Below are 20,510 nucleotides of genomic sequence, written 5' to 3' on the forward strand. Positions count from 1 at the left end.
CAAATCTACTCAATACAAATAATATCGAAATCATCTCCGGTAATGCACTCTGCCCCATTTGCAGTAACTTCGAAGGTGTTTTCCACCCCGACCATCCCCACTCCGGGGATGCCCTGCTTCGGTTCAAGGGCGAAGACCATACCTTCTTCGATGGGCAGGTCAAAACCCTTGGCAATGGGCGGAAAGCCGTCCACGGTTAAGCCGATGCCGTGTCCGATGAACGGGACCTTGCATTCGCCGATACCCATGAAGCCTTCCGTAAAACCTTCCTTTTCGACCTGTTCCATAACCTTGGCGTAAACTTCGCTGACAGGAGTTCCGGGCATGAGATGATCAGCTGCCAGAGCCTGCATATCCTGACAAAAATATTGGGCGTCCAGAACCTCTTTGGGAATGGAGCTTTTGGGACCGGACCAGTAAACCTGAGTCTTATCAGTATGGTATCCTTCCATCACAAATCCGCAATCAACGGAAAGAGGCGCGTTCTTATCCCAAAATTTATCGCCGCTACCCATGAAAGGTGAAACAGGATGCGCCCCGCGCAGACCAAGTGGACCATTAAAGGAACTGGGGTAGATGCCGGAATCACCTGCTGAGACATGACCCAAGAAAATCTCCTCGTTAAAAGTCTGCATACGCATGTGACCTTCATGGCCAAGTTCAAAGAATATATTCCAGATGTACTTGGAAATCTCCATTTCGCTCATGCCCGTCTGGATTAACTCCGGCAGAACTTCAAACATCGCGGTGTTATGCAGATGTCCCACTTCGCGCATAATTTCCAATTCCCATTCTGACTTCACTGCACGAGACAGGGCCAGCACCTTGTCACCGGGAACAAATTTATATTCGGACATCCGGGAAGTAAGCATCTCCCCTAGTTGCCACGTGAGACCTGCGGTCTCCGCACCCATCACTTCAGTAAGCGGCTGCCCGACCTGTTTGGCAAGTGGTGCGAGATCCTTAAATGACTTGAAGCGAACAATATTTTTGATGGAGCTTTCAATTTTGGCCCGATCATATGATTTACGCACAAAAAGAACAGGCTCACCTTCCAGCGGAAGCCATACTGCGCCGTTGACAAAGGAGCCTGAGAGGTAATAAATCTGCAAACGCGAAAAGCAGAGCATGCCTCCTGCTTGCGGAGCTATTTCGGGCAGGAAACGACGGCACTTTGCCCAGCGGGCTTCAAGCTCACTACGCGGTACAACTACATTGGAATCTAAATCGGACATGAGATTTACTCCTTGGATGTATCGGGTTCATATAAAAAAGATTCTTGGGAAAATAAAAAACCCGCTCGCCGGGTAAAAGAGAACTTTGCAAGTAACCGGGCTTTACTGTAGCATGCTGAAATCAATTGCCCGGAGAGATCAATATATGCTTATCTTTGACGAAAAAAAATTAGCCGTACTTCTTGAAGAGGTCAAGGTCATAGCCGTAATCGGCGCGGTGGATAAACCCGGACGTCCAGTGGACAGGGTCTGCCGCTATATGATTGATGCGGGCTACGAAGTCATACCTGTACATCCCAAAAGAGAGAATGTCTGGGGACTTAAGACCTATAAATCCGTTACAGACATTCCCGTTCCGGTTGATCTTGTAAACCTTTTCAGGGCCTCCCAGTTCTGCGCAGACCATGCTCGCGAAGTTCTTGAACTTGAATCCATGCCCAAATGCTTCTGGATGCAGGAAGGAATTTTCAGCCCAGAGGCGCGTGAACTGCTCTCCGGCAAAGATATCACTGTAATCGAAGACCGTTGTATAATGGTTGACCATAAAAATTTAGCAGGCAAAATATAATGAGTAAGGCTTTTGAATGCCAAATGTGCGGCCACTGCTGCCAAGGCGAAGGCGGCATCATCATGACCGCAAAAGACCGCAATCGTCTCGCCGATCATCTCGGCATCAACGAACAGGAACTGATTGAAAAACACAGCGAAACCGTAAACGGAAAAATCCGCCTTCAGTCACGTGAAGACGGGTACTGTGTATTTTATAATGAAGGTTGTGGAATACATCCCGGTCGCCCTGATATCTGTAGGGCATGGCCTTTTTTCCGGGGCAACCTCGTGGATGAAATGAGCTGGGAAATGATTCAGGATTACTGTCCCGGCGTTAAAAAGGAAGCCGGACACGCCAAATTCGTTGAAGAAGGCAAAGAGTACATCCGCACCGAAGGCTTACGCCAGCACGACCCCGATGTTGCACCCAACGCACTCATTACTGAAGATTAAATTTCGCTATGAATACAAGACAGGCACAGAGCATTCTAAAAGTCGGACATAACGCCAGCGAGGAGGACATCAAACGTTCTTTCCGCAAGCTGGCCTTCAGCATGCACCCGGACTTGAACCCCAGCCCTGATGCCGCCCAAAAATTCCGAGAACTGAACGAAGCTTACGTCTTTCTCAAGAATGTCGCAGGCAACAGCTCAGCAGGTAAAACTTCAGCCGGCAAGCGTTCATACACCCGCCAGAAATCTAACTTCAAATCGCAATCAGACCGCAAGACAGCCAGTGAAGGCGCAAACGCATACCGGGCACAGCAGTCTAAAGCCAAAGCCGAAACTCGCAGCAGCGGAACCTCCAAGGCCCAGCAAAGCCGTTACTTTTTCCAAAAAGAAGAAGACGTACTCAAGGATATTTTAAACGATCCTTTTGCCCGGCAGGTATTTGAGGATATCTACAGCCAGATCAGCAAGGATAAGCCTTTCCAGAAGCCCAGTGCCCCCATTAAAGAACGTAAGCTGAATGTCAACTGGGGAGATAAAACCGCCTCGGTTGATGTTTCATCCGGTATTGGTTCAGGAGTCAAGTCGTGGTTTAAGGGCCAGCTGGATGACGAGCAGACTGTTTACTTCCCTGCTTCAGCTCTGCATCCGGGCCGCAGTGTGCGCATCACCCTGCAACAGGGTATCCGTAAAAAAAGCAAAACCCTTGAGATTACCCTGCCCCGCGACTTCGTCATCGGGCGGCCTATCCGCTTAAAAGGCCAAGGCAGAAAGCTCGGCCCCTTCAAGGGTGATCTTTACTTGCGAATTCTGGCAAAGTAATTTTTCACGCTCTACTTAGTTCCTTTTTTTTAAAAAAAATTACCCGAATTACATTTTCACTTGTTTTCCTTCGCTTTTTTGACTAGCTCCTATAGTTAGAACAGAACCGTAATGCACTGCCTGTATAGGCAGCCATTCTTCCGGATTCAACTCTGCATTCGGAAAATATACCCTCATTAAAGTTACAGACTTCTGCGGTTCAATAAGTATTTAACAAACACAAGGGGGCCCCTCTCATGCTGGCTATTCTTGACTACAAGGCCGGAAACCAGACCAGTGTGCAGCGCGCACTGAACAAACTCGGCATTCCAAACCAGATCACCGCCGACAAGGAAGTCCTGTCCAAGGCCACAGGCATCATATTCCCCGGTGTCGGAGCGGCCGGTCAGGCCATGGATGAACTCACATCCGGCGGACTGGACGAACTGCTCAAAGAACTCGTGCAGCAGAAAAAACCGCTGCTCGGTATCTGTGTCGGCTGCCAGATCCTTCTGGACTACAGCGAAGAAAACGACACCAAGGCACTTTCCGTAATTCCCGGTGAATGCCGCCTCTTCAACCCTTCATGGGAAGATTATGAAGGCGTGCCCATCCGCGTGCCCCACATGGGCTGGAATACAATTGAACTCAAGCAGGATTGCGTTCTCTTCAAAGATATCGATCCCGAAGCACATTTCTACTTCGTACACAGCTACTACCCGGCTCCCGAAGAAAAACACATCATCGGTGAAACCACTTACGGACGTCCCTTCTGCTCCCTGCACGGGCGTGAGGGGCTCTGGGCTGTACAGTTCCACCCCGAAAAAAGTGGTAATCCCGGCCTGAAGCTGCTTTCCAATTTCTACGAATACTGCAAGGAGGCTTCCGATGCTTAGTAAAAGAATCATCCCTTGCCTCGATGTAAGGAACGGAATCCTCACCAAGGGTATCAAGTTCAAAGGCAACGTTGATATCGGTGATCCAGTTGAGACCGCCCGCCTCTACTATGAACAGGGTGCGGACGAAATTGTCTTTTACGACATCACCGCATCTTCCGAAGGACGCGGAATTTTTCTCGACGTGGTCGAACGCGTTGCTTCTGAAATTTTCATCCCCTTCTCCGTTGGCGGAGGCATCAATTCCGTACAGGATATGCGCGACGTACTTCTCGCCGGAGCAGAAAAGGTTTCCGTTAACTCCGGCGCGGTCAAGAATCCCGACATCATCAGCGAAGGTGCTGCTGCATTCGGTTCCCAGTGCATCGTGCTCGGCATGGACGTTAAACGAGTTGAAAAATCCGAGAAGATTCCTTCCGGTTTTGAAATCGTCATCAACGGTGGCCGCAAATTCATGGGCATCGATGCTCTCGAATGGGCTAAAACAGGTGAAGCACTCGGCGCAGGCGAAATCTGCCTCAACTCTATTGATGCGGACGGCGTTAAGACCGGGTACGACCTTGAGTTGACCCGTCTGGTAGCCGAAAGTGTACGCATTCCAGTAATTGCATCCGGTGGAGCGGGAAATCCGCAGCACATGGTCGAGGCCGTAACTGAAGGCCGCGCCACTGCCGCGCTCATCGCTTCCATCGTCCATTACGGCGATTACACCATCCCGCAGCTCAAAGAACACATGACTTCCAAAGGTGTACGGGTTCGTAGCAGCTGGTAAAGACATGCCTCCGGCGGCTCTACCGAGTGCCAAAGAAACTTTTGCAAAAGTTTCTCTGGACTCTTCAAAACCTTTTAGTGTTTGAGAAGTTGCCAGCCTGAAAAATAGTATTATTAAAAATTCAAAAAAGGCGAAGTTGATATTTCAACTTCGCCTTTTTCTATTTATTCAAAGACTCTTCTACTAATTCCAGATACGGCTCAATCCCGCATGGCACATCATCAGGCCACTCAAAGGCTTTCCCGCTCTCCTTCTCTGTAGCAACACGAATCATTGCAGCTAAATTCAAATAATCAGACGGATCATCAATAATCTGCTCTTCGGGCAGGAAGTAGCTGCTCCCATTATCGCGTGAACTGAGAACTGAGACTCCGCAGGCTAAGGCTTCAAGTACAGAATTTGAGCAGGCATCGTAAAACGAGGGAAGTACAAAGATGTCTGACCTACCGTAGAGCGCAGGCATGTCTTTCACTTTACCAAGAAAACGCACTCGCTTGGCTACGCCTAATTCTTCGGCAAGCTTGATGTACTTGGACGGATTACGGCCTCCTGCAATTTGCAAATGGTAATTAGCGGGCAGTTCGGCAAGAGCTTTGATTAGGAACGAAACGCCCTTGAGCGCGAAGTTTGTGGTGGCAGTAGAAATGAGGAAATCTTTCTCAGACAGAGAAAATTCTGCGCGGGACTTTGCTCTTTCCTCTTCGGACAAAGGGCTAAACAAGGACAAGTCCGGCTTGTTGTAGACCACATCGATTTTGCGTCCGGCAAGGGAAGGATGGGAATCAATCATCCAGTCACGCACCCGGTGCGAAACGCAGACCATGCGGCAATCAGATCCGGCCTGTTTGCGCTCAATGTATTTGATGATCATATTGACCAGCGCAGTGCGACGGCGAAACATCTTAAAGGAACGGGCAAAACCAGCAGACCACGCCCGCTGCGAAAGGGACCAGAAGGATTCAAGCGGCCCGCCGCCAATACGCAGGATGTCCTGATTCAAAGATTTACCTAGGCTGATGGTCAAGTCGTAGTTGCCGTTCTTGCGCGCCTTTTCAGCAGCCAGCACAAACCAAAGCAATTTCCCGGCCCGACAGAATCCATAACGACCTACTTTAATGATATTCATACCCTGCGGGGGCGTATCTTCGGCACGGGCGCAGATAAAATCAACGGAATATCCGGCATCGACAAGGGCAGTGCTCAAATTATATCCAAACCGCTCCACCCCGCCGTAGCGGCCGAAACGGGGCAGGATTAAGGCAATTCTTTTCATATTCATCTATGTGAAGTCTCTTGCGGGCTTTTATTTATATTGATACTCGCAAAACATAGTGCGGAAGCGTTAAAGCCGCCTGAAATTTAAATTACGAGCTTAGAATTATTGCAACGGACGGGGATGTTATTCGGAAACAATCGTCTTGCCAAGGAAAACGCTCACACAGGAGAAATAAGTGCCGTTTCTTACTCAACCGCTGGATATGCAGATCTTCATTCTGGTCAACCAGATATTCCGCAAGCACTGGATGGACATTGCCATGCCCCTGCTTTCCTCCGCAGCTCTGCTCTGGGCCATCATCACGGTGGTCACCATTTTCGGGGTCTGGAAAAAGGGAGCCAAATTTCTGGTTATCATCCTGCTCATTTCCGCCACCATGGGACTGGCCGACTTTTCCACTAATCTGATCAAAAAATCCATCGGCAGGGTCCGTCCGCTCAACTCCATTGCCCTGACCTATCTCAAGGAAGACGGAGTCTGGCAGCGCAGGCCGCTGGATTACCAGCAGACCAAAGAGCGCGGCAACTCCTACCCTTCCGCCCATGCCGCAAACTCCATGGCCTTTGCGGTGATGCTCATGTTCTTTTTCCGCCAGCTGCGCCCATGGATGCTCTTCCTACCCATCGGGGTCGGCTATTCGCGCCTCTATCTGGGTAAACACTTCCCCACCGATGTAATGGCAGGCTGGGCCTTTGGGGCATGTGTGGCTATTTCAGTCTGGCTGCTTTGGAGCCACTGGCTGAAGTATAAATTACCTGAAAAGTTTAGGCCGTAAAAACTGAATCCCCCTTGGAAAATTCCGAGGGGGATTTTAAATTTTTCAGCTTCAGTATAAGCTTTGAAGGCAACCTACTGGTTATACCATACGCTCAACCGCCATGTATTTGCATCCGTTTGATAGAACATGTGCCTATTCATTTTAGCAATAGGCACAGGAGATTTAATCTCCAACCTGATAAACGAGGAACTACACATTACGGTTCTAACATCACACGTTCCAGCAGCTTGACCTTGATTGCCAAACATTGTGCCTAGAAAAAAACCGATCCCCAAAACCAATGCGAACACTGCCGCCCGCAGCACTTTCCCTTTCATTGCCCTGCTCCTTGATTGACTGTTTCTCCTATTTACAATGGTACAGAAAAAACAACCTTTGCTCCATATATTAAAAAATCGACTTGATCCTTATGAATCAAGTCGATTTTTTTTAGGGGATGGGGTGATGAAAAATTACCGGGCTGGCTAAAAAAGTTGTTACCCACAAGACAATTTACAATAAAATTTTCAGCCAGCTCCGGTGAGAAATATTTGTCCGGGATTCCCGGGGATGATGGAAATCCCGGACACATTGGAAGGAAGGAGTTTTCAGCTAGATTCCCGGAACCGGAAACCTTGAACAGAAAGATTCAATTTCCGACCGGGTGGTAACGGCCAGATTTTTGTCTTCAGGATTTTGGAGGATGGTGGTCATCCAACCCGCCAACTTGACCATATCGGATTCCTTCATGCCGCGGGAGGTGGCTGCGGGAGTACCGATCCTGATGCCGCTGGGCTTCAGGGGCGGATTGGGGTCATCAGGGATTATCTGCTTGTTGGTGGTGATGGAAACCTCATCGAGCAGCTCCTCGGCAACTTTGCCGTTGATGCCGTAGCTCTTCTCGGTATCGAGGACCATCATGTGATTGTCTGTTCCACCGGTGACCAGGGAAGCACCGGATTTCAGCAGTTCATCCGCGAGTGTTTTGGCATTAAGCAGCACCTGTTTGCCGTATTCTTTGAATTCCGGCTCAAGTGCTTTCTTGAGAGTAACCGCGATACCGGCAATGGTGTTCATGTGCGGTCCGCCCTGCAAACCGGGGAAGACGGCCTTATCGATCTTGGGCGCGAATTCCTTTTTGCAAAGAATCATTCCGCCACGGGGACCGCGCAGGGACTTATGGGAGGTGGAAGTGACTACATCAAAGCCGAAATCAAAGGGATTGCGAAGGACATCGGAGGCAATGAGTCCGCCGTAGTGTGAGGCATCGGTCATGGTGATGGCCCCTACTTCATCTGCAATTTTCTTGAAGGCGGCGTAATCCAGATCGCGGGGATAGGAGGTGTATCCGCAAAGGATCATTTTCGGTTTGTGCTCAAGGGCGGTTTTGCGCAGCTCATCAAAATCAATCGCCCCGTCAACCGGATCGGTTTTGTAGCGGATGAAATTGAAAAGCTTGCCCATGAAGGAAACCGGGGCACCGTGAGTGAGATGCCCGCCATGGGAGAGGTCCATAGCCAGAATAGTATCGCCAGGTTCAAGGAGTCCGAGGTATACAGCCTGATTCATGGGAGAACCGGAGAGCGGCTGCACATTAGCGTGCTCACAGCGAAAGACCTGTTTCGCCCTATCGCGGGCAATATCTTCGATGGTGTCGGTAAATTCCTGACCGCCGTAGTAGCGTCTGCCGGGATATCCTTCGGAGTATTTGTTAGTGAAAACACTGCCAAGGGTACAGAGCACTTCGGGGTAGGTGTAATTTTCAGAAGGGATCAGTTCAATACCGACTTTCTGGCGGGATTCCTCGCCTGAAAGAGCATTAAAAATGTCGGGATCATTTGATTGGAGAAGATTTCGATATTCCTGCATGGGCACTCCTTGTAGATCGCCTCATGAAGAGGCAAGGAAGCACGTCTTGAAAAAGACGAGGCCCAGGCGAGCGGCAGGTAAAATAAATTCCGTGTTTCCCTGTGGTTAATTCCACATTACATCGCCAGTTACACGGAATGTGTGTTCAAAAACTGACCTATAACTAGCAACAGATTCAGCCTCTGTAAACAACTTTTTCAAATTGTACTTAAATTTCAGGTTCACCAAGCTTGTAGCGGATGCGCAGAACACCGTCATCAAAGCTGTGTGAAACCATCTTGAACCCACCGATTTCATTACTATTATCTACATGCTCACCAATACAGGGGCAGGCGTCAAAATCGCCAATATTCACCACCCGCACCTCGGTCACTCCTTCAGGAAGCCGGGTCAGATTGAAGCGTTCGTCGGCCTCTTTAAGACTGATCATCTGTTCAGTCACAACCAATTCTGAAGAAATGGCTTCGTTAACACCCTGCTCGATCTCACCAGCTTCGGCGTCAGTCAAACCGCGTTCAAAATTATAATCACACTTGGATTTCTTCTTGTTGATATGCGCGCTGAAACAACGGTCACAATCAAACTTACGCACCATCACCTGATTCAAAATATGCTCCGCAGAATGCATGCGGGGCTGGTAGTGTTTTGCCATGTTTGGAGGTTCCTTTATTTGCTCGTTAAATTACTCTTGCGCCACCGTATTCCAATTGGACGCACATCTCAAGCTCCGACAAGCAGAGAATTACTCCAGACGCGACATTTGCCGCCAGCACCGGGCAACAGGATAAAGACTTCTTCACACTTGCCCAAAACAAAAAGCCGGAACCACGACCTTAATTCAGATCACGATTCCGGCTTGAATATTTATAATTTAAGTTAAAACTTAAAAGAATCTACGCTTCACGAATCCAACCACGCCCAGCCCGCCGAGCATCAGAAATGCAGCACCCGGAATGGGTGTGGGAGCGACGTTAGAGATATTTGTAACGGTAACAGTGTTTAAATCAATCTTGGAATATCCCCAAGTATTACTATAAGATACTTCATACAGACTGTTAATGGTTGAACCGACATTAAGATTCTGCAAATCCGAAGACCAGTTCTGCCATGCTATTGCAGATTGCTCATTGCCACTCTGCGAATAGAAACCGCTGTAATATGGATTTAAATAATTACTATCACCAGTGGTCATACCACCGAGCACACCGGAATAAAGGGAAGTATAATAAGACCCCTTAACTTCCTTGTTCTTGCCGTTGGGCTTTGTATAAAATCCGGTCCGGTCAGTATCAATCTCAACTACATATCTGACCGTATCTCCAACGTTAATTCCAGCGGCGCTGACCAACCCGCCGCTATCGCTGATAGAACCTACACTACCCTCGAGGGTAAGATAATAGGAAGAAGCAAAGGCCTGTGCCGGAAGGACTAAAATTACCAGCAAAGCCAGAATGCTTAAAATATTCTTCATTAGGACCACCTCCACCGATTTTCCTAGACTGAAAATAACTTCTATAAGAAATCCAGTCAAGAAATCCCGGGAAAACCGCACCAGGTCTACGATAAGCCAACCTGCTAATATTTCGAAACTTTAAATATGCGCAAAAAGACATATATTATATATTATGTATTACTTTCAAAAAAACAAGTCCTCACTGCCATAATACCGACAACCACTAGCTGCATTTATTCGTGCACAAGCTCAATGCCATAAACGGATGACGCAAAAAAATCCCGGCTGAAAAAATCCAGCCGGGACCCTGATGCAAACTTCAAAAATGAAGGCTAACTTAAATCTGAAATTCCCCAGATTTATAGATAATAACTTCACTGCCATCCTTCAATTTTGCATAAACGGTTTTATCCTGAGTATTTACCAGATCCCAGTGCAGAGCGGAGGTGTTGTAGCCCAACTCTTCTTTCATCTGGCTGTTAAGCTCAGCCTGATCTCCGGCATAGGTATCCGGATAAGACGCCCCTACGGCAACGTGGCAGTTACCGAACTCGCCACCGTAGTTCTCATCATAAAGAGTATTAGCCATAAATTTGTCAATGCGGGAAAAACGGCGGTCAGTCAGGGAAAACTCGCCAAGCCGAGATGCACCTTCATCCATGGTCAGCTGTTTTTTAACGAACTCCTCGCCTTCCTTGGCACTAATTTCTTTGACAATGCCATCTTCAAAAACAAGACGCACACCTTCTACGTAATTACCGGAACGATAAGAAGGCTGGTCAGCGTAATAAACGCCGGAAGTTCCCCGCCAGTCAGGAGAAATAAACAATTCAAAGCTGGGAATATTGTGCCCGGAAACGCCGATCCACTGGCGCAGCTCACCGTGTTCCACGGTTAAATCCATATCATCGGTCACAACACGGTAAGATTCTATACCCAGACCGTTGAGCCAGTTCTTAACTTCGGAAGCTTTGTCGAAAACACCTTCCCAACAAGCTGCTGGATCATCTTCATCAAGGTAACAGGCTTTCACAATCTGATCGGTGAATTCCTTGATGGTAAGGCCAGCAGATTCAGCAAGAGCCCTTGTGGGATAGGAACAAAGTGTCCAGCCCAATTCGCCCTTCTGCTCCTTTCTTTCCATTATATCGCGCAGGAATTTACGGGCCACCGCGCATTTTCCCATACGGGAAGGCTCAACCCCGGCCAGATGGGTCAAGGAAGAAGGAGCAAGCAGGACGATCAATCCATTAAGTCCTTCGGTAAATTCCTTTTCACCCGGAGCAATGTAGCTAAGCTGGTCATCATTGCCGCTACCGTAGAAACTCTTCTCCATTTCCGGGGTCAAGGTCATTCTGGGCACAGGATTAAGACCTTCATCAATAAGCCGTTTGAATACAGCTTCGGCGAGAGGCAAAGCTTCCGCTTCATAGCGAACCATGATCACGTCGCCCTTTTCATAAGGCTTTGTACGGGCGGTGCTCAGGCCCCACCACAGAGCATCAACATATTTATCCAGCTGTTCATCAGTCAGCATAAAAACTCCTAAAATTATAACATCTATTATTGTCAGATAAAGCCACCTATTAATTCAATGTTCAGTCAATGTCATCCTCTATAAAATAAAACTTCACCCTGCTGGATTGAAAATCATAATCCGCACTTGAAAATCATAATCTAGATAATTAAGATGTTTCTTGTACTTTTTCGTACGGTCTTCTTGACATGCGGATAGCTTGTGGCTATCCACATTTCAATAGCCCTGAGTCGGGGTCAAAGCTGGAGTAAATCCAGCCCAATCCTAATTGTTGAAAGACTGCGTAGCCTGTGGGCTTTTGTGCGCAGGCTACCAGAGGCTAAAAAATCAATCTTTTTGGAGGGTAACTCTATGAGCTACATTATTACCATTGATAATGACAAATGTAACGGTGACGGCGAATGTGTTGATGTCTGTCCTACCGAAGTTTACGAACTTCAGGACGGCAAAGCAGTAGCTGTTAACGAAGACGAATGCCTCGGTTGTGAGTCCTGTATCGAAGTTTGCGAACAGGATGCTATCACCATCGAAGAGCAGTAGAAAATTCTTCATTAGCGAAGTTTACAAGGCGGGAATCAGGGTCTAGCCCAGATTCCCGCCTGCTCTTTAATTAAGGGTCAGCGAACATTAATTTTGTTCAGTGGACCAGCCTGCCGGAGCCGGATTTCTTTTTTCTCCTCCCCCCTCTCCTTTTCCATTTTTTTAAGCGCCATCCCCGGCATGCTCACTGTGCCGATTTCTGAAACCGCCGCGCGGGTGATGTTTCAAAAAATCAGTAATTATTTTCAAGCAAACGATTGACTGCTGAACAATAAGACTTAGCTTATACGAGTTTACGCGGACATGTCCGCCAAGGCTCTGACACATATTTTTTTACGGAGGTTTTGCTTTGGAGTTCAAAGAAATTTTTAAAAAATATGAAGATCTTGTCGCTGAAGTTGACAAGACTTTCAAGAAGATATCCGATCAGACTGAAGACGGCATCAAATGCGCCAAGGGATGCAGCGACTGTTGTCATGCCCTCTTTGATCTGACCCTTGTGGAAGCTATTTACCTCAACCGCAAGTTCAACGAAATATATAAAGGTATGGAACGTTCCGAGATCATGCATGAAGCAGATGCTTCGGATAGACATATCCACAAGATCAAAAGAAGAGCATTCAAGGCCAGCCAGTCCGGAGCATCCACTGCTGAAATCCTCAAGGAAGTGTCCCTCGCAAGAGTAAAGTGTCCGCTCCTTAAGGAAAGCAACCTCTGTGCCCTCTATGATTTCAGGCCGCTGACCTGCCGCATTTACGGTGTTCCCATGAACATCGGTGGACAGGCTCATTCATGCCAGAAATCAGGATTCACTCCCGGTAAGGCCTACCCGACCATCAATATGGACACATTGCAGTCCAAACTGATGCAGCTCAGTGAAGAACTTGCCGCTTCTGTCAACTCTTCCCTCAAGGAACTGCCTGGAGTACTTGTTCCTGTTTCCATGGCTCTGGTTACCGAATACACTGCGGAATACCTCGGCGCCAACACCGGAAAAAAAGAAGAAGCCCCGGCTGAAAAAGCAGCTCCTTCCGAAGAATGCGGAACTTGTGACAAGGACAAATCCGCATGTGCCACATGCAACTACTCTGTTGAACTCGGCGCAATGCCCGAGCAATAGCAAAATAGGAGACGTAAAGTGGGCACCCTTACTCCGGAAGAATTGGAAGAACAAAAAAAATACATGTACGAAAAACTTTCGCCGCGCAGGCGCAGGTTTGTCGACAAAATCGGTTATGACGAGTGGGAACCATTCGCAAAGCCTTTCGATCCCATTGACCTTCGGCAGGACATTACCGGACGGACCTCACAGCAGTTATGCGAAGAGTTCATCAAGGATGTCCATGTAAGCCGCAACTCGGAATACGCTCAGGCTGCCGCCGAGTTCGGAGTAATGTTGGTTATGAACTTTGAAAAAGTTCGCCCCATTTTCGACTTTTGCGTCTGGTACGATGAGTTGCTGAAAAAAGAAGGCAAGAATCCTTAGCCTTAATTTCGCAGTTAACCGCCAACAAAGACAAACTTTTTTGTAAATATAAGAGGTTTTTTCCATGCAGAAATTTGACAATATCGACGACTACATCGAAGATCTTAAAAAGAAAAAAGAAGCCAGCCCCACCTGTAGTAACACCCGCTACAACCTCGGTGTTGCACACCTCTCCAAAAGAGAGTTCATGGAAGCTGAGCGTGAATTCCTCGTGGCTATCGACGAATCTCCCAAAATGGCAGAAGCATACGTACAGCTCGGCGGTATCGCCATGCAGCGCGGTGACTTTGAAGGCTGTCTGCGCTACAACATCACTGCCACCCAGCAGCGTCCTTTCTTCGCAGTGCCCTGGGGCAACATAGGGTACGTCTACATGGAGCAGGGTGAAACCGACAAGGCAATCAAAGCCCTGAAACGCGCCATCAAGTACGATCCCAACTTCGTACAGGCTCTCTCCACCCTCGGAGCTGCATACTTCAACGAAGGCGAAGTCGACGACTGCATTGAAGTATGCGAAAAAGCCCTTAAGCTGGCTGACAACTTCGGCCCGGCTTGGAACAACCTTGCCCTCTGCTACACTGAAAAAGAAGATTACAAGAAAGCAATCGAATGTGTAGACAAAGCCGTTGAAACCGGATTTGACGTAGCTGATGATTTTCTCAAGGAACTCGAAAAGCATCGTTAGAAATCTTCTTTGCAAACAGAATTTATCAAGCTCCCCGGTCAGTATGGCCGGGGAGCTTTTGTTTTTTACATGTCCAAAATCAAGCCAACACTTACTCTCGTAAACAAAAATAAATTGTGCTAACATTGCAGAAAAGAAATTAAATGAGAAAAATAAGGCACACGACACACGTCTGCCACCTGCGACACATTCCCTAACTGCACAACCGGATTCATATGCATAACGCAGCTGACTTACTTACCTTCAGTGGCATTGTTTGCTTTCTGATCGCCATTCTGCACATAGTAATAATAATTGTCGGCCCTAAAGCTTACCGATACTTCGGTGCTGGAGAGGATCTGACTTCCCTTGCGGAAAAACACTCACCAATTCCCCCGCTTGTAACAGCTTTTATAGCCACAGTGATTGCTGTGTTCGGACTTTACGCTTTTTCCGGAGCTGGAAAATTTGCCCAGCTCCCTCTTCTGGGGCCTATCCTGATCATCATAGGAACCATTTTTAGTATTCGTGGATTTTTCCTGCCCGTGCAACTTTTCCAACTCCTCAAGGCCCCCCACAAAATTGAAATAAAAGAAATATTCTTCTCCATGATAGTGCTGCTGACTGGAGTCTGCATGCTCTACGGGACAGTTCTGAATTGGGATTTTATATTCCGCCCTTAAATTAATTCTATAATTTTCCACCCGCTAACCCAAAAAAGCATCGCCTTTATAAGCCGCTAAACCAGAGCACAAGCTATAAACTAAATCACGACCATACCTGCCGAGAATTATGGACAAAGGGATAATCAACCTGTTAATTGTACAAACAGATTCCTGCTGTAAGGTAGGTTACAATCAGCTGAAAAAGAACTGATAACTATTGTTTTTTTATATTTCTTTGATATTCTTCAGCGGTACACATTAATTCGGAGGATTAAATGGCACTCAGCAAATTAGCAGGACAACCGGCACCAGCCGAAATCCTTGAAAACATCCCCAGACTAGTATCTGCATATTACACCATAAAACCAGATCCTTCCGTTGACTCTCATCTTGTAGCCTTCGGAACTTCCGGACACAGAGGCTCGGCCCTTGACGGCTCATTCAACGAAGCCCACATTTTCGCGATAGCACAGGCCATCAGCGAATACAGAAAATCCAAAGGATTTACAGGTCCGCTCTTCATGGGCAAAGACCCCCACGCCCTTTCTGAGCCAGCCCAGATTTCTGCGCTGGAAGTGTTCGCTGCCAACGGCGTTACCGTGCTGCTCAATGACAAAGGATACACCCCCACCCCGGCTATCTCCCACGCCATCCTCGCCTACAACAAAGGCAGGAAAGACGGTTTTGCAGACGGAGTGGTAATTACCCCGTCACACAACCCCCCGCGCGATGGCGGTTTCAAATACAATCCGCCCAGTGCCGGACCTGCCGGAACAAGAATCACCAGCACCATCCAGAACCGGGCCAATGAAATTCTGAAAGACGGACTCAAAGACGTTAAGCGTATCCCGTTCAACCGTGCGCTGGCTGCTGACACCACTCAAGAATTTGATTTCACCACCCCGTATGTGAACGACCTTGAAAACATCGTTGACATGCAGGCTATTGCCTCAGCGGGCCTGAGCATCGGAGTTGATCCCCTCGGTGGTGCGGCTATAGATTTCTGGGAACCCATTGCCGAAAAATACGGCCTGAACATGAGCGTGGTGAATAAGAAAATCGACCCGGCCTACGCATTCATGCATGTGGATAAGGACGGCAAAATCCGCATGGATTGCTCATCGCCCTACGCCATGGCCGGACTCATTGAGTTGAAAGACAAATACGATATTTCTTTCTCCAACGACCCGGATACTGACAGGCACGGCATTGTTACCAAAAGCCGGGGACTAATGAACCCCAACCACTATCTGGCCGTTGCCATTGAATATCTTTACAAGCACAGGCCGCAGTGGAGTGATAAACTCACCGTCGGCAAAACCCTTGTTTCCAGCTCCATGATCAACAGGGTGGCTAAATCCATCAACCGTCCGCTCATGGAAGTTCCAGTCGGTTTCAAATGGTTTGTGGAACCGCTTCTGGACGGAACCTGCGGTTTCGGCGGTGAAGAAAGTGCAGGCGCATCCTTCCTCAGAAAAGACGGTACAGTATGGACTACCGACAAAGACGGAATTATCATGAACCTGCTGGCAGCAGAAATCACCGCCATCACCGAGAAAGACCCGGGTGAGCACTATACTGCATTGGAAAAACAGTTCGGGCACCCAGTATACAAACGCATCGATACTCCAGCCACTGAAGAACAGAAAAAAGCCTTCAGTATCCTGACCCCGGATATGGTCAAGGCCAAGACACTTGCCGGTGAAACAATTGAAGAACGCCTCACAGCCGCTCCCGGTAACGGTGAAGCTATCGGCGGACTCAAGATCGTCACTGAAAACGGCTGGTTCGCTGCCCGTCCTTCAGGAACAGAGTCGATTTACAAAATCTATGCTGAATCTTTTAAAGGATTGGCCCATCTCGTCGCTATTCAGGAAGAAGCAGGCAAAATAGTCAATGCCGCCTTTGAGGTTGCATTAAAGTAAGCAAATCTCTCATAAAAAAAGAAAAGAGCGGTAGGCATAATGCGTACCGCTCTTTTTTATGATCAAAAATTTAAAAAAGCTAATCAGTCAGTTTTTTACACACCAAGGACGCCTCATCTTCAAATCTGGCGAGAAACTCTTCAACAGCTTGGGAATCTTCCTTTATCAAAGCCTTTTCAAGCAAGACAGCGGCATCACGTGCCCGAGGGGCGCAAATAGCCGCACAGCTGCTTTTCAGGGTATGCACTATTCTTCTGGCAACAGAATCCTTATTACTTTCACGGGCCTGCTTGAACTTTACGATATCATCAGCCACATCATTCATGAACAAACCGCACAACTCATTATATAATGAACTGTCCCCCTGATACATAGCTTGCGCTTTCTCAGGGTCTATTACTTTTCCTGCCGGAGGTGCAGCCTCGGGGGCAGAAACGGACATTCTGGAACAACCGTTCATTGTCCTGAAAACGACTTCCCGCAAAGCAACATACTGCACAGGCTTGGCAATATAATCATTCATTCCAGACCTGGCACACTTATCTTTGACCCCGGCCATAGCATGAGCTGACATTGCAACAATCGGAACATTGCGTGCAGCATCGCCTGCTTTGCCATTTCGGATGCTGATCGAAGCATTAAACCCGTCCATTTCAGGCATTTCCAGATCCATAAGCACAAGGTCGACATCAATTCCTGAAAGCATGCTTACCGCTTCCAAACCATTGGAGGCAACCTCCACGGAATGTCCCATCCTCTCAAGCAGACTCGAAGCCACAAGCACGTTAATAGGATTATCCTCGACCAATAGAATTGAATATACAGCAGAGGCTGTTGAAGCCTCAGCAAGATTATCGACACAATTCTCAATTGCAAGCCTGCTGGAATCCCCACACTTCAAAGTCACATGAAAGGTAAAAACACTGCCGTAGCCTTCAGAACTTTTTACCCCTATCTGGCCACCCATCATCTCCACAAGCTCGCGGGAAATTGCAAGGCCCAGCCCGGTTCCGCCAAACTTTCGGGTAGTGGAATCATCAGCCTGCCGGAAACTTTTGAAAACTATTTCCTGTTTCTCTTCAGGAATTCCGACCCCGGTATCACGCACAGAAACCTGAATAACAACCTCGCCGGAAACCTTGCGGTCCTCAAGCTTACTGACCTGAACAAAAACACCACCATGCTCGGTAAATTTAATGGAGTTACCAATCAGGTTATACAAAATTTGCTTCAACCGCCCCTGATCACCACAGACAGCAACAGGAACATCATCAGCGACATCAATACTCAGAGCCAACCCTTTATCCTTGGCCTGCTGTTCCATACTTCGGACCACACTACGCATAGCCTCACCCAGACTGAAATCAATTTCTTCCAGTGTGAGCATTCTGGCCTCAACCTTGGAAAGATCGAGAATATCATTAATCAAGGTCAACAACTGGTCAGCTGAGATTTTCACCAGCTCAAGATCTTCGGTCTGCTTTGTAGAAAGCTCAGAACGCAAGGTAAGGTCAGTCATGCCGATTATGGCATTAAGAGGAGTGCGGATTTCATGACTCATGGAAGCTAAAAAACGAGATTTAAAACGGTTGGCCTTTTCTGCGGTATCACGTGCTTCGATAATTTCCCGCTCCATCTCCTTGCGCTCTGTAATCTCTATAAAAGAAGCCACTGCTCCGCCGGATTCTCCCTGCATAGGCGTAACTTCCAGCAAGTACCAGCTGGGCAGGCCATCTTGGTCAAATGAATATTCGTAAGAAAATTTTCTGCTCTTTCCTTCCACCACTGAACGCACGCCGTCCACCAGTTCATTTAGGGAGCCACGTAAACAACCAGATGAAAATATAGCACTTTTGAAATCAAGCCCACCCAAAACTTCCTCGCTTGTACCGGGTATGAAAATTTCCCGCCACGATTCATTTGCGGCGATGATCTTCATATCCGTATCCAGCACAGCAATTTTTGCAGACATGGAAGCCAACACGGAACTCAACTGCTCTTCACGGGCAAGCAATTTCCGGTTGGCAACGTCAAGCTGACGAGATTGCAGGAGTGTATTTTCATAGGTTGCAAGCAGCAAATGGAAAACCTGACTGAAATCAGCCTTGAGGACATGCTTGACCCCCTGAAATTCAAAATCCACTTCCTGCACAGTAGAGCTTTCAGCATCAAAATATTTATGTTTAAGGACAGACTCGATACGGGCGAGAAGAAAACCTTCATCATAAGGTTTGGTTACGAAGTTAGTCGCCCCGCTTTTGAGCCCCCGGATAATATCTCCGGGTTCGGAAAGACTGGTCAGCAAGATAACCGGAACATCATTGTACCGGGAGTTCATCCTGATCTTTTCACACAGTTCATAGCCGTCCATTCCGGGCATGACCACATCACTGATGACCAGATCAACTTCTTTTTCCTCCAAAAACTGGAGAGCATTTTCGCCGTTGGACGCAAGGGAAACTTTAAATCCCTTTTCAAATAGGATATATTCCAGTTTAACTGCCTGAGTAAGGCTGTCCTCCACGACCAGAATATGACTACTTTCCACTACTTATCCTCCAGCAATCCCAAAAAAATTCTGCAAAGCTCCCCACCTATACTATCGAGAGGCAGAACAGAAACAGCACCACCGATTTTTACAGCCTCTCCAGGCATACCAAAAACGATTGAGCTCTCTTCGTCCTGAGCGATAGTGTAGCCACCATTGCGCCTAATCTCAAGCAATCCATCAGCACCGTCCCGGCCCATCCCCGTCAACAAGACCCCCACGGCGGACCGTCCCAGATTACGAGAAGCGGAATTGAAAAGTACCGAAGCAGAAGGCTTAATACCATTAACATTGGGTGCGTCTGTGAGAACGATGCGCCTATTGGCTGAAATTTCCATATGGACGCCTTCCGGTGCAAAATAGATCACTCCGGGCTTCAAGTCCTCGTTATGCGAAGCAATTCTGATATCGTGGCCGGTATTGTTCTTCAGCCAGTTAACCATACCTTTGGTGAAGCCATCTGACATATGCTGAACAATCAGTATGGGAGTCGAAAAACCTTGCGGAAGCGCCATAAGAATCTGCTTAATTGCCTGCGGACCTCCGGTAGATGCACCAATGCAAATCACCTTCCCTTTACCGGATGAAGGCTCCGGGTGGGAACCGAATTGAGCAGAAACAACATTTTCAACGACTTCTTCCCTTCTGAAGCGTGTCTTACGGCGTACAACTCTAACCTCAGACATCAGGCGTGCAGATAGGATAATCTCCTGCATCTGCTCTTCGAAATTTTCACTTTTCAATGCAGGCTTATTATGAAAAGCAAGGGCACCGGTATCAATAAGACGAAACCCGATTTCAGCATCTGAGGCCCGGTAGATGGCACTGACAACTACAATGGGGACCGGAGTATCTTCCATAATCATCCGGGTAACCCTGAATCCATCGCAATCAGGAAGGTTAACATCCATGGTGACCACGTCCGGTTTCAAATCCCGGACCATACGCAAAGCAGAGTAGCCGTCCTCAGCACAGCCGACCACTTCAAAATCATCCTCGCGCTTAAACATCTCCGCAAACAATGTGCGCACAGATGCCGAGTCGTCCACTATCAGAACCTTAATCACTTCCTTCCAACTCCATTCCGC

Annotated in this window: 21 protein-coding genes; 12 read left to right on the plus strand and 9 right to left on the minus strand. The window is 47.9% G+C overall.

The annotated features are described in order from the left end of the window. Positions 1-5: 5 nt before the first annotated feature. Positions 6-1,235 carry an aminopeptidase P family protein gene (locus tag D0S45_14455; protein ID TIH13510.1) on the minus strand — a complete coding sequence of 410 codons (1,230 nt, stop codon included), beginning with the start codon at positions 1,233-1,235 and terminating at the stop codon, positions 6-8. A 145-nt stretch (positions 1,236-1,380) separates the two neighbouring features. On the opposite strand from D0S45_14455, the gene D0S45_14460 reads away from it, so the two are divergent. From D0S45_14460 to hisF, 5 genes are all read left to right on the plus strand, one after another. Further along, complete coding sequence (locus tag D0S45_14460; GenBank protein TIH13511.1) at positions 1,381-1,803, plus strand: CoA-binding protein; 423 nt, start codon at positions 1,381-1,383, stop codon at positions 1,801-1,803. After that, positions 1,803-2,237 (plus strand): YkgJ family cysteine cluster protein, encoded by a 435-nt coding sequence (locus D0S45_14465; GenBank protein ID TIH13512.1) that lies wholly within the window; start codon positions 1,803-1,805, stop codon positions 2,235-2,237. Before D0S45_14460 ends, D0S45_14465 begins: the two co-directional genes overlap by 1 nt. Positions 2,238-2,245: 8 nt before the next feature. Next, a complete protein-coding gene (locus tag D0S45_14470; protein ID TIH13513.1) occupies positions 2,246-3,055 on the plus strand; it encodes a molecular chaperone DnaJ in 810 nt (269 codons plus the stop codon). 236 nt (positions 3,056-3,291) lie between these two features. Beyond that, complete coding sequence (gene hisH, locus D0S45_14475) at positions 3,292-3,930, plus strand: imidazole glycerol phosphate synthase subunit HisH (protein ID TIH13514.1); 639 nt, start codon at positions 3,292-3,294, stop codon at positions 3,928-3,930. Beyond that, entirely contained in the window at positions 3,923-4,702 is a 780-nt protein-coding gene (gene hisF, locus D0S45_14480) for an imidazole glycerol phosphate synthase subunit HisF (protein TIH13515.1), read from the plus strand. The genes hisH and hisF overlap by 8 nt, the downstream gene beginning before the upstream one ends. Positions 4,703-4,862: 160 nt before the next feature. Here the strand turns inward: hisF and D0S45_14485 are convergent, their stop codons facing one another. Beyond that, a complete protein-coding gene (locus D0S45_14485; GenBank protein TIH13516.1) occupies positions 4,863-5,981 on the minus strand; it encodes a glycosyltransferase family 1 protein in 1,119 nt (372 codons plus the stop codon). A 172-nt stretch (positions 5,982-6,153) separates the two neighbouring features. Between D0S45_14485 and D0S45_14490 the strand changes: the two genes are divergently transcribed. Then, positions 6,154-6,753 carry a phosphatase PAP2 family protein gene (locus D0S45_14490; protein TIH13517.1) on the plus strand — a complete coding sequence of 200 codons (600 nt, stop codon included), beginning with the start codon at positions 6,154-6,156 and terminating at the stop codon, positions 6,751-6,753. Positions 6,754-6,827: 74 nt separating this feature from the next. Here D0S45_14490 and D0S45_14495 read toward each other — a convergent pair whose 3' ends face one another. The 5 genes from D0S45_14495 to D0S45_14515 all read right to left on the minus strand — a co-directional run bounded on the left by D0S45_14495 (position 6,828) and on the right by D0S45_14515 (position 11,594). Then, positions 6,828-7,073 (minus strand): hypothetical protein, encoded by a 246-nt coding sequence (locus D0S45_14495; GenBank protein ID TIH13518.1) that lies wholly within the window; start codon positions 7,071-7,073, stop codon positions 6,828-6,830. Positions 7,074-7,347: 274 nt separating this feature from the next. Further along, on the minus strand, positions 7,348-8,604 hold the full coding sequence (locus D0S45_14500; protein TIH13519.1) for a serine hydroxymethyltransferase: 1,257 nt from the start codon (positions 8,602-8,604) through the stop codon (positions 7,348-7,350). Between the two features lie 208 nt (positions 8,605-8,812). After that, complete coding sequence (locus D0S45_14505) at positions 8,813-9,256, minus strand: hypothetical protein (protein ID TIH13520.1); 444 nt, start codon at positions 9,254-9,256, stop codon at positions 8,813-8,815. 231 nt (positions 9,257-9,487) lie between these two features. Further along, entirely contained in the window at positions 9,488-10,075 is a 588-nt protein-coding gene (locus tag D0S45_14510; GenBank protein TIH13521.1) for a hypothetical protein, read from the minus strand. 319 nt (positions 10,076-10,394) lie between these two features. Further along, positions 10,395-11,594 (minus strand): aminopeptidase, encoded by a 1,200-nt coding sequence (locus D0S45_14515; protein TIH13522.1) that lies wholly within the window; start codon positions 11,592-11,594, stop codon positions 10,395-10,397. A 351-nt stretch (positions 11,595-11,945) separates the two neighbouring features. On the opposite strand from D0S45_14515, the gene D0S45_14520 reads away from it, so the two are divergent. The 6 genes from D0S45_14520 (at position 11,946) to D0S45_14545 (ending at position 16,874) form a co-directional block, all read left to right on the plus strand. Then, entirely contained in the window at positions 11,946-12,134 is a 189-nt protein-coding gene (locus tag D0S45_14520) for a 4Fe-4S dicluster domain-containing protein (protein TIH13523.1), read from the plus strand. 349 nt (positions 12,135-12,483) lie between these two features. Then, positions 12,484-13,254: a YkgJ family cysteine cluster protein gene (locus D0S45_14525; GenBank protein TIH13524.1), complete on the plus strand. Its 771-nt coding sequence runs from the start codon at positions 12,484-12,486 to the stop codon at positions 13,252-13,254. 18 nt (positions 13,255-13,272) lie between these two features. Further along, on the plus strand, positions 13,273-13,620 hold the full coding sequence (locus tag D0S45_14530; GenBank protein TIH13525.1) for a hypothetical protein: 348 nt from the start codon (positions 13,273-13,275) through the stop codon (positions 13,618-13,620). A gap of 64 nt (positions 13,621-13,684) precedes the next feature. Beyond that, entirely contained in the window at positions 13,685-14,305 is a 621-nt protein-coding gene (locus D0S45_14535) for a tetratricopeptide repeat protein (protein TIH13526.1), read from the plus strand. Between the two features lie 215 nt (positions 14,306-14,520). Next, positions 14,521-14,967 carry a hypothetical protein gene (locus tag D0S45_14540; GenBank protein ID TIH13527.1) on the plus strand — a complete coding sequence of 149 codons (447 nt, stop codon included), beginning with the start codon at positions 14,521-14,523 and terminating at the stop codon, positions 14,965-14,967. Positions 14,968-15,224: 257 nt separating this feature from the next. Continuing rightward, on the plus strand, positions 15,225-16,874 hold the full coding sequence (locus D0S45_14545; GenBank protein ID TIH13528.1) for an alpha-D-glucose phosphate-specific phosphoglucomutase: 1,650 nt from the start codon (positions 15,225-15,227) through the stop codon (positions 16,872-16,874). Between the two features lie 79 nt (positions 16,875-16,953). On the opposite strand, the gene D0S45_14550 is transcribed toward D0S45_14545, so the two are convergent. Further along, a complete protein-coding gene (locus D0S45_14550) occupies positions 16,954-19,422 on the minus strand; it encodes a hybrid sensor histidine kinase/response regulator (protein ID TIH13529.1) in 2,469 nt (822 codons plus the stop codon). After that, positions 19,422-20,489 (minus strand): chemotaxis-specific protein-glutamate methyltransferase CheB, encoded by a 1,068-nt coding sequence (gene cheB / locus D0S45_14555; GenBank protein ID TIH13530.1) that lies wholly within the window; start codon positions 20,487-20,489, stop codon positions 19,422-19,424. Before cheB ends, D0S45_14550 begins: the two co-directional genes overlap by 1 nt. Positions 20,490-20,510: the final 21 nt, after the last annotated feature.

The sequence above is a fragment of the Marinifilum sp. JC120 genome (assembly GCA_004923195.1).
GTDB lineage: Bacteria > Desulfobacterota > Desulfovibrionia > Desulfovibrionales > Desulfovibrionaceae > Maridesulfovibrio.

Coding starts and splice junctions, on each gene's coding strand:
- D0S45_14465 (TIH13512.1), top strand. CDS start 1,803: ATGAGTAAGGCTTTTGAATGCCAAATGTGCGGCCACTGCTGCCAAGGC.
- D0S45_14505 (TIH13520.1), bottom strand. CDS start 9,256: ATGGCAAAACACTACCAGCCCCGCATGCATTCTGCGGAGCATATTTTG.
- D0S45_14510 (TIH13521.1), bottom strand. CDS start 10,075: ATGAAGAATATTTTAAGCATTCTGGCTTTGCTGGTAATTTTAGTCCTT.
- hisF (TIH13515.1), top strand. CDS start 3,923: ATGCTTAGTAAAAGAATCATCCCTTGCCTCGATGTAAGGAACGGAATC.
- D0S45_14535 (TIH13526.1), top strand. CDS start 13,685: ATGCAGAAATTTGACAATATCGACGACTACATCGAAGATCTTAAAAAG.
- D0S45_14515 (TIH13522.1), bottom strand. CDS start 11,594: ATGCTGACTGATGAACAGCTGGATAAATATGTTGATGCTCTGTGGTGG.
- hisH (TIH13514.1), top strand. CDS start 3,292: ATGCTGGCTATTCTTGACTACAAGGCCGGAAACCAGACCAGTGTGCAG.
- D0S45_14460 (TIH13511.1), top strand. CDS start 1,381: ATGCTTATCTTTGACGAAAAAAAATTAGCCGTACTTCTTGAAGAGGTC.
- D0S45_14455 (TIH13510.1), bottom strand. CDS start 1,235: ATGTCCGATTTAGATTCCAATGTAGTTGTACCGCGTAGTGAGCTTGAA.
- D0S45_14540 (TIH13527.1), top strand. CDS start 14,521: ATGCATAACGCAGCTGACTTACTTACCTTCAGTGGCATTGTTTGCTTT.
- D0S45_14500 (TIH13519.1), bottom strand. CDS start 8,604: ATGCAGGAATATCGAAATCTTCTCCAATCAAATGATCCCGACATTTTT.
- D0S45_14485 (TIH13516.1), bottom strand. CDS start 5,981: ATGAATATGAAAAGAATTGCCTTAATCCTGCCCCGTTTCGGCCGCTAC.
- D0S45_14470 (TIH13513.1), top strand. CDS start 2,246: ATGAATACAAGACAGGCACAGAGCATTCTAAAAGTCGGACATAACGCC.
- D0S45_14545 (TIH13528.1), top strand. CDS start 15,225: ATGGCACTCAGCAAATTAGCAGGACAACCGGCACCAGCCGAAATCCTT.
- D0S45_14520 (TIH13523.1), top strand. CDS start 11,946: ATGAGCTACATTATTACCATTGATAATGACAAATGTAACGGTGACGGC.
- D0S45_14495 (TIH13518.1), bottom strand. CDS start 7,073: ATGAAAGGGAAAGTGCTGCGGGCGGCAGTGTTCGCATTGGTTTTGGGG.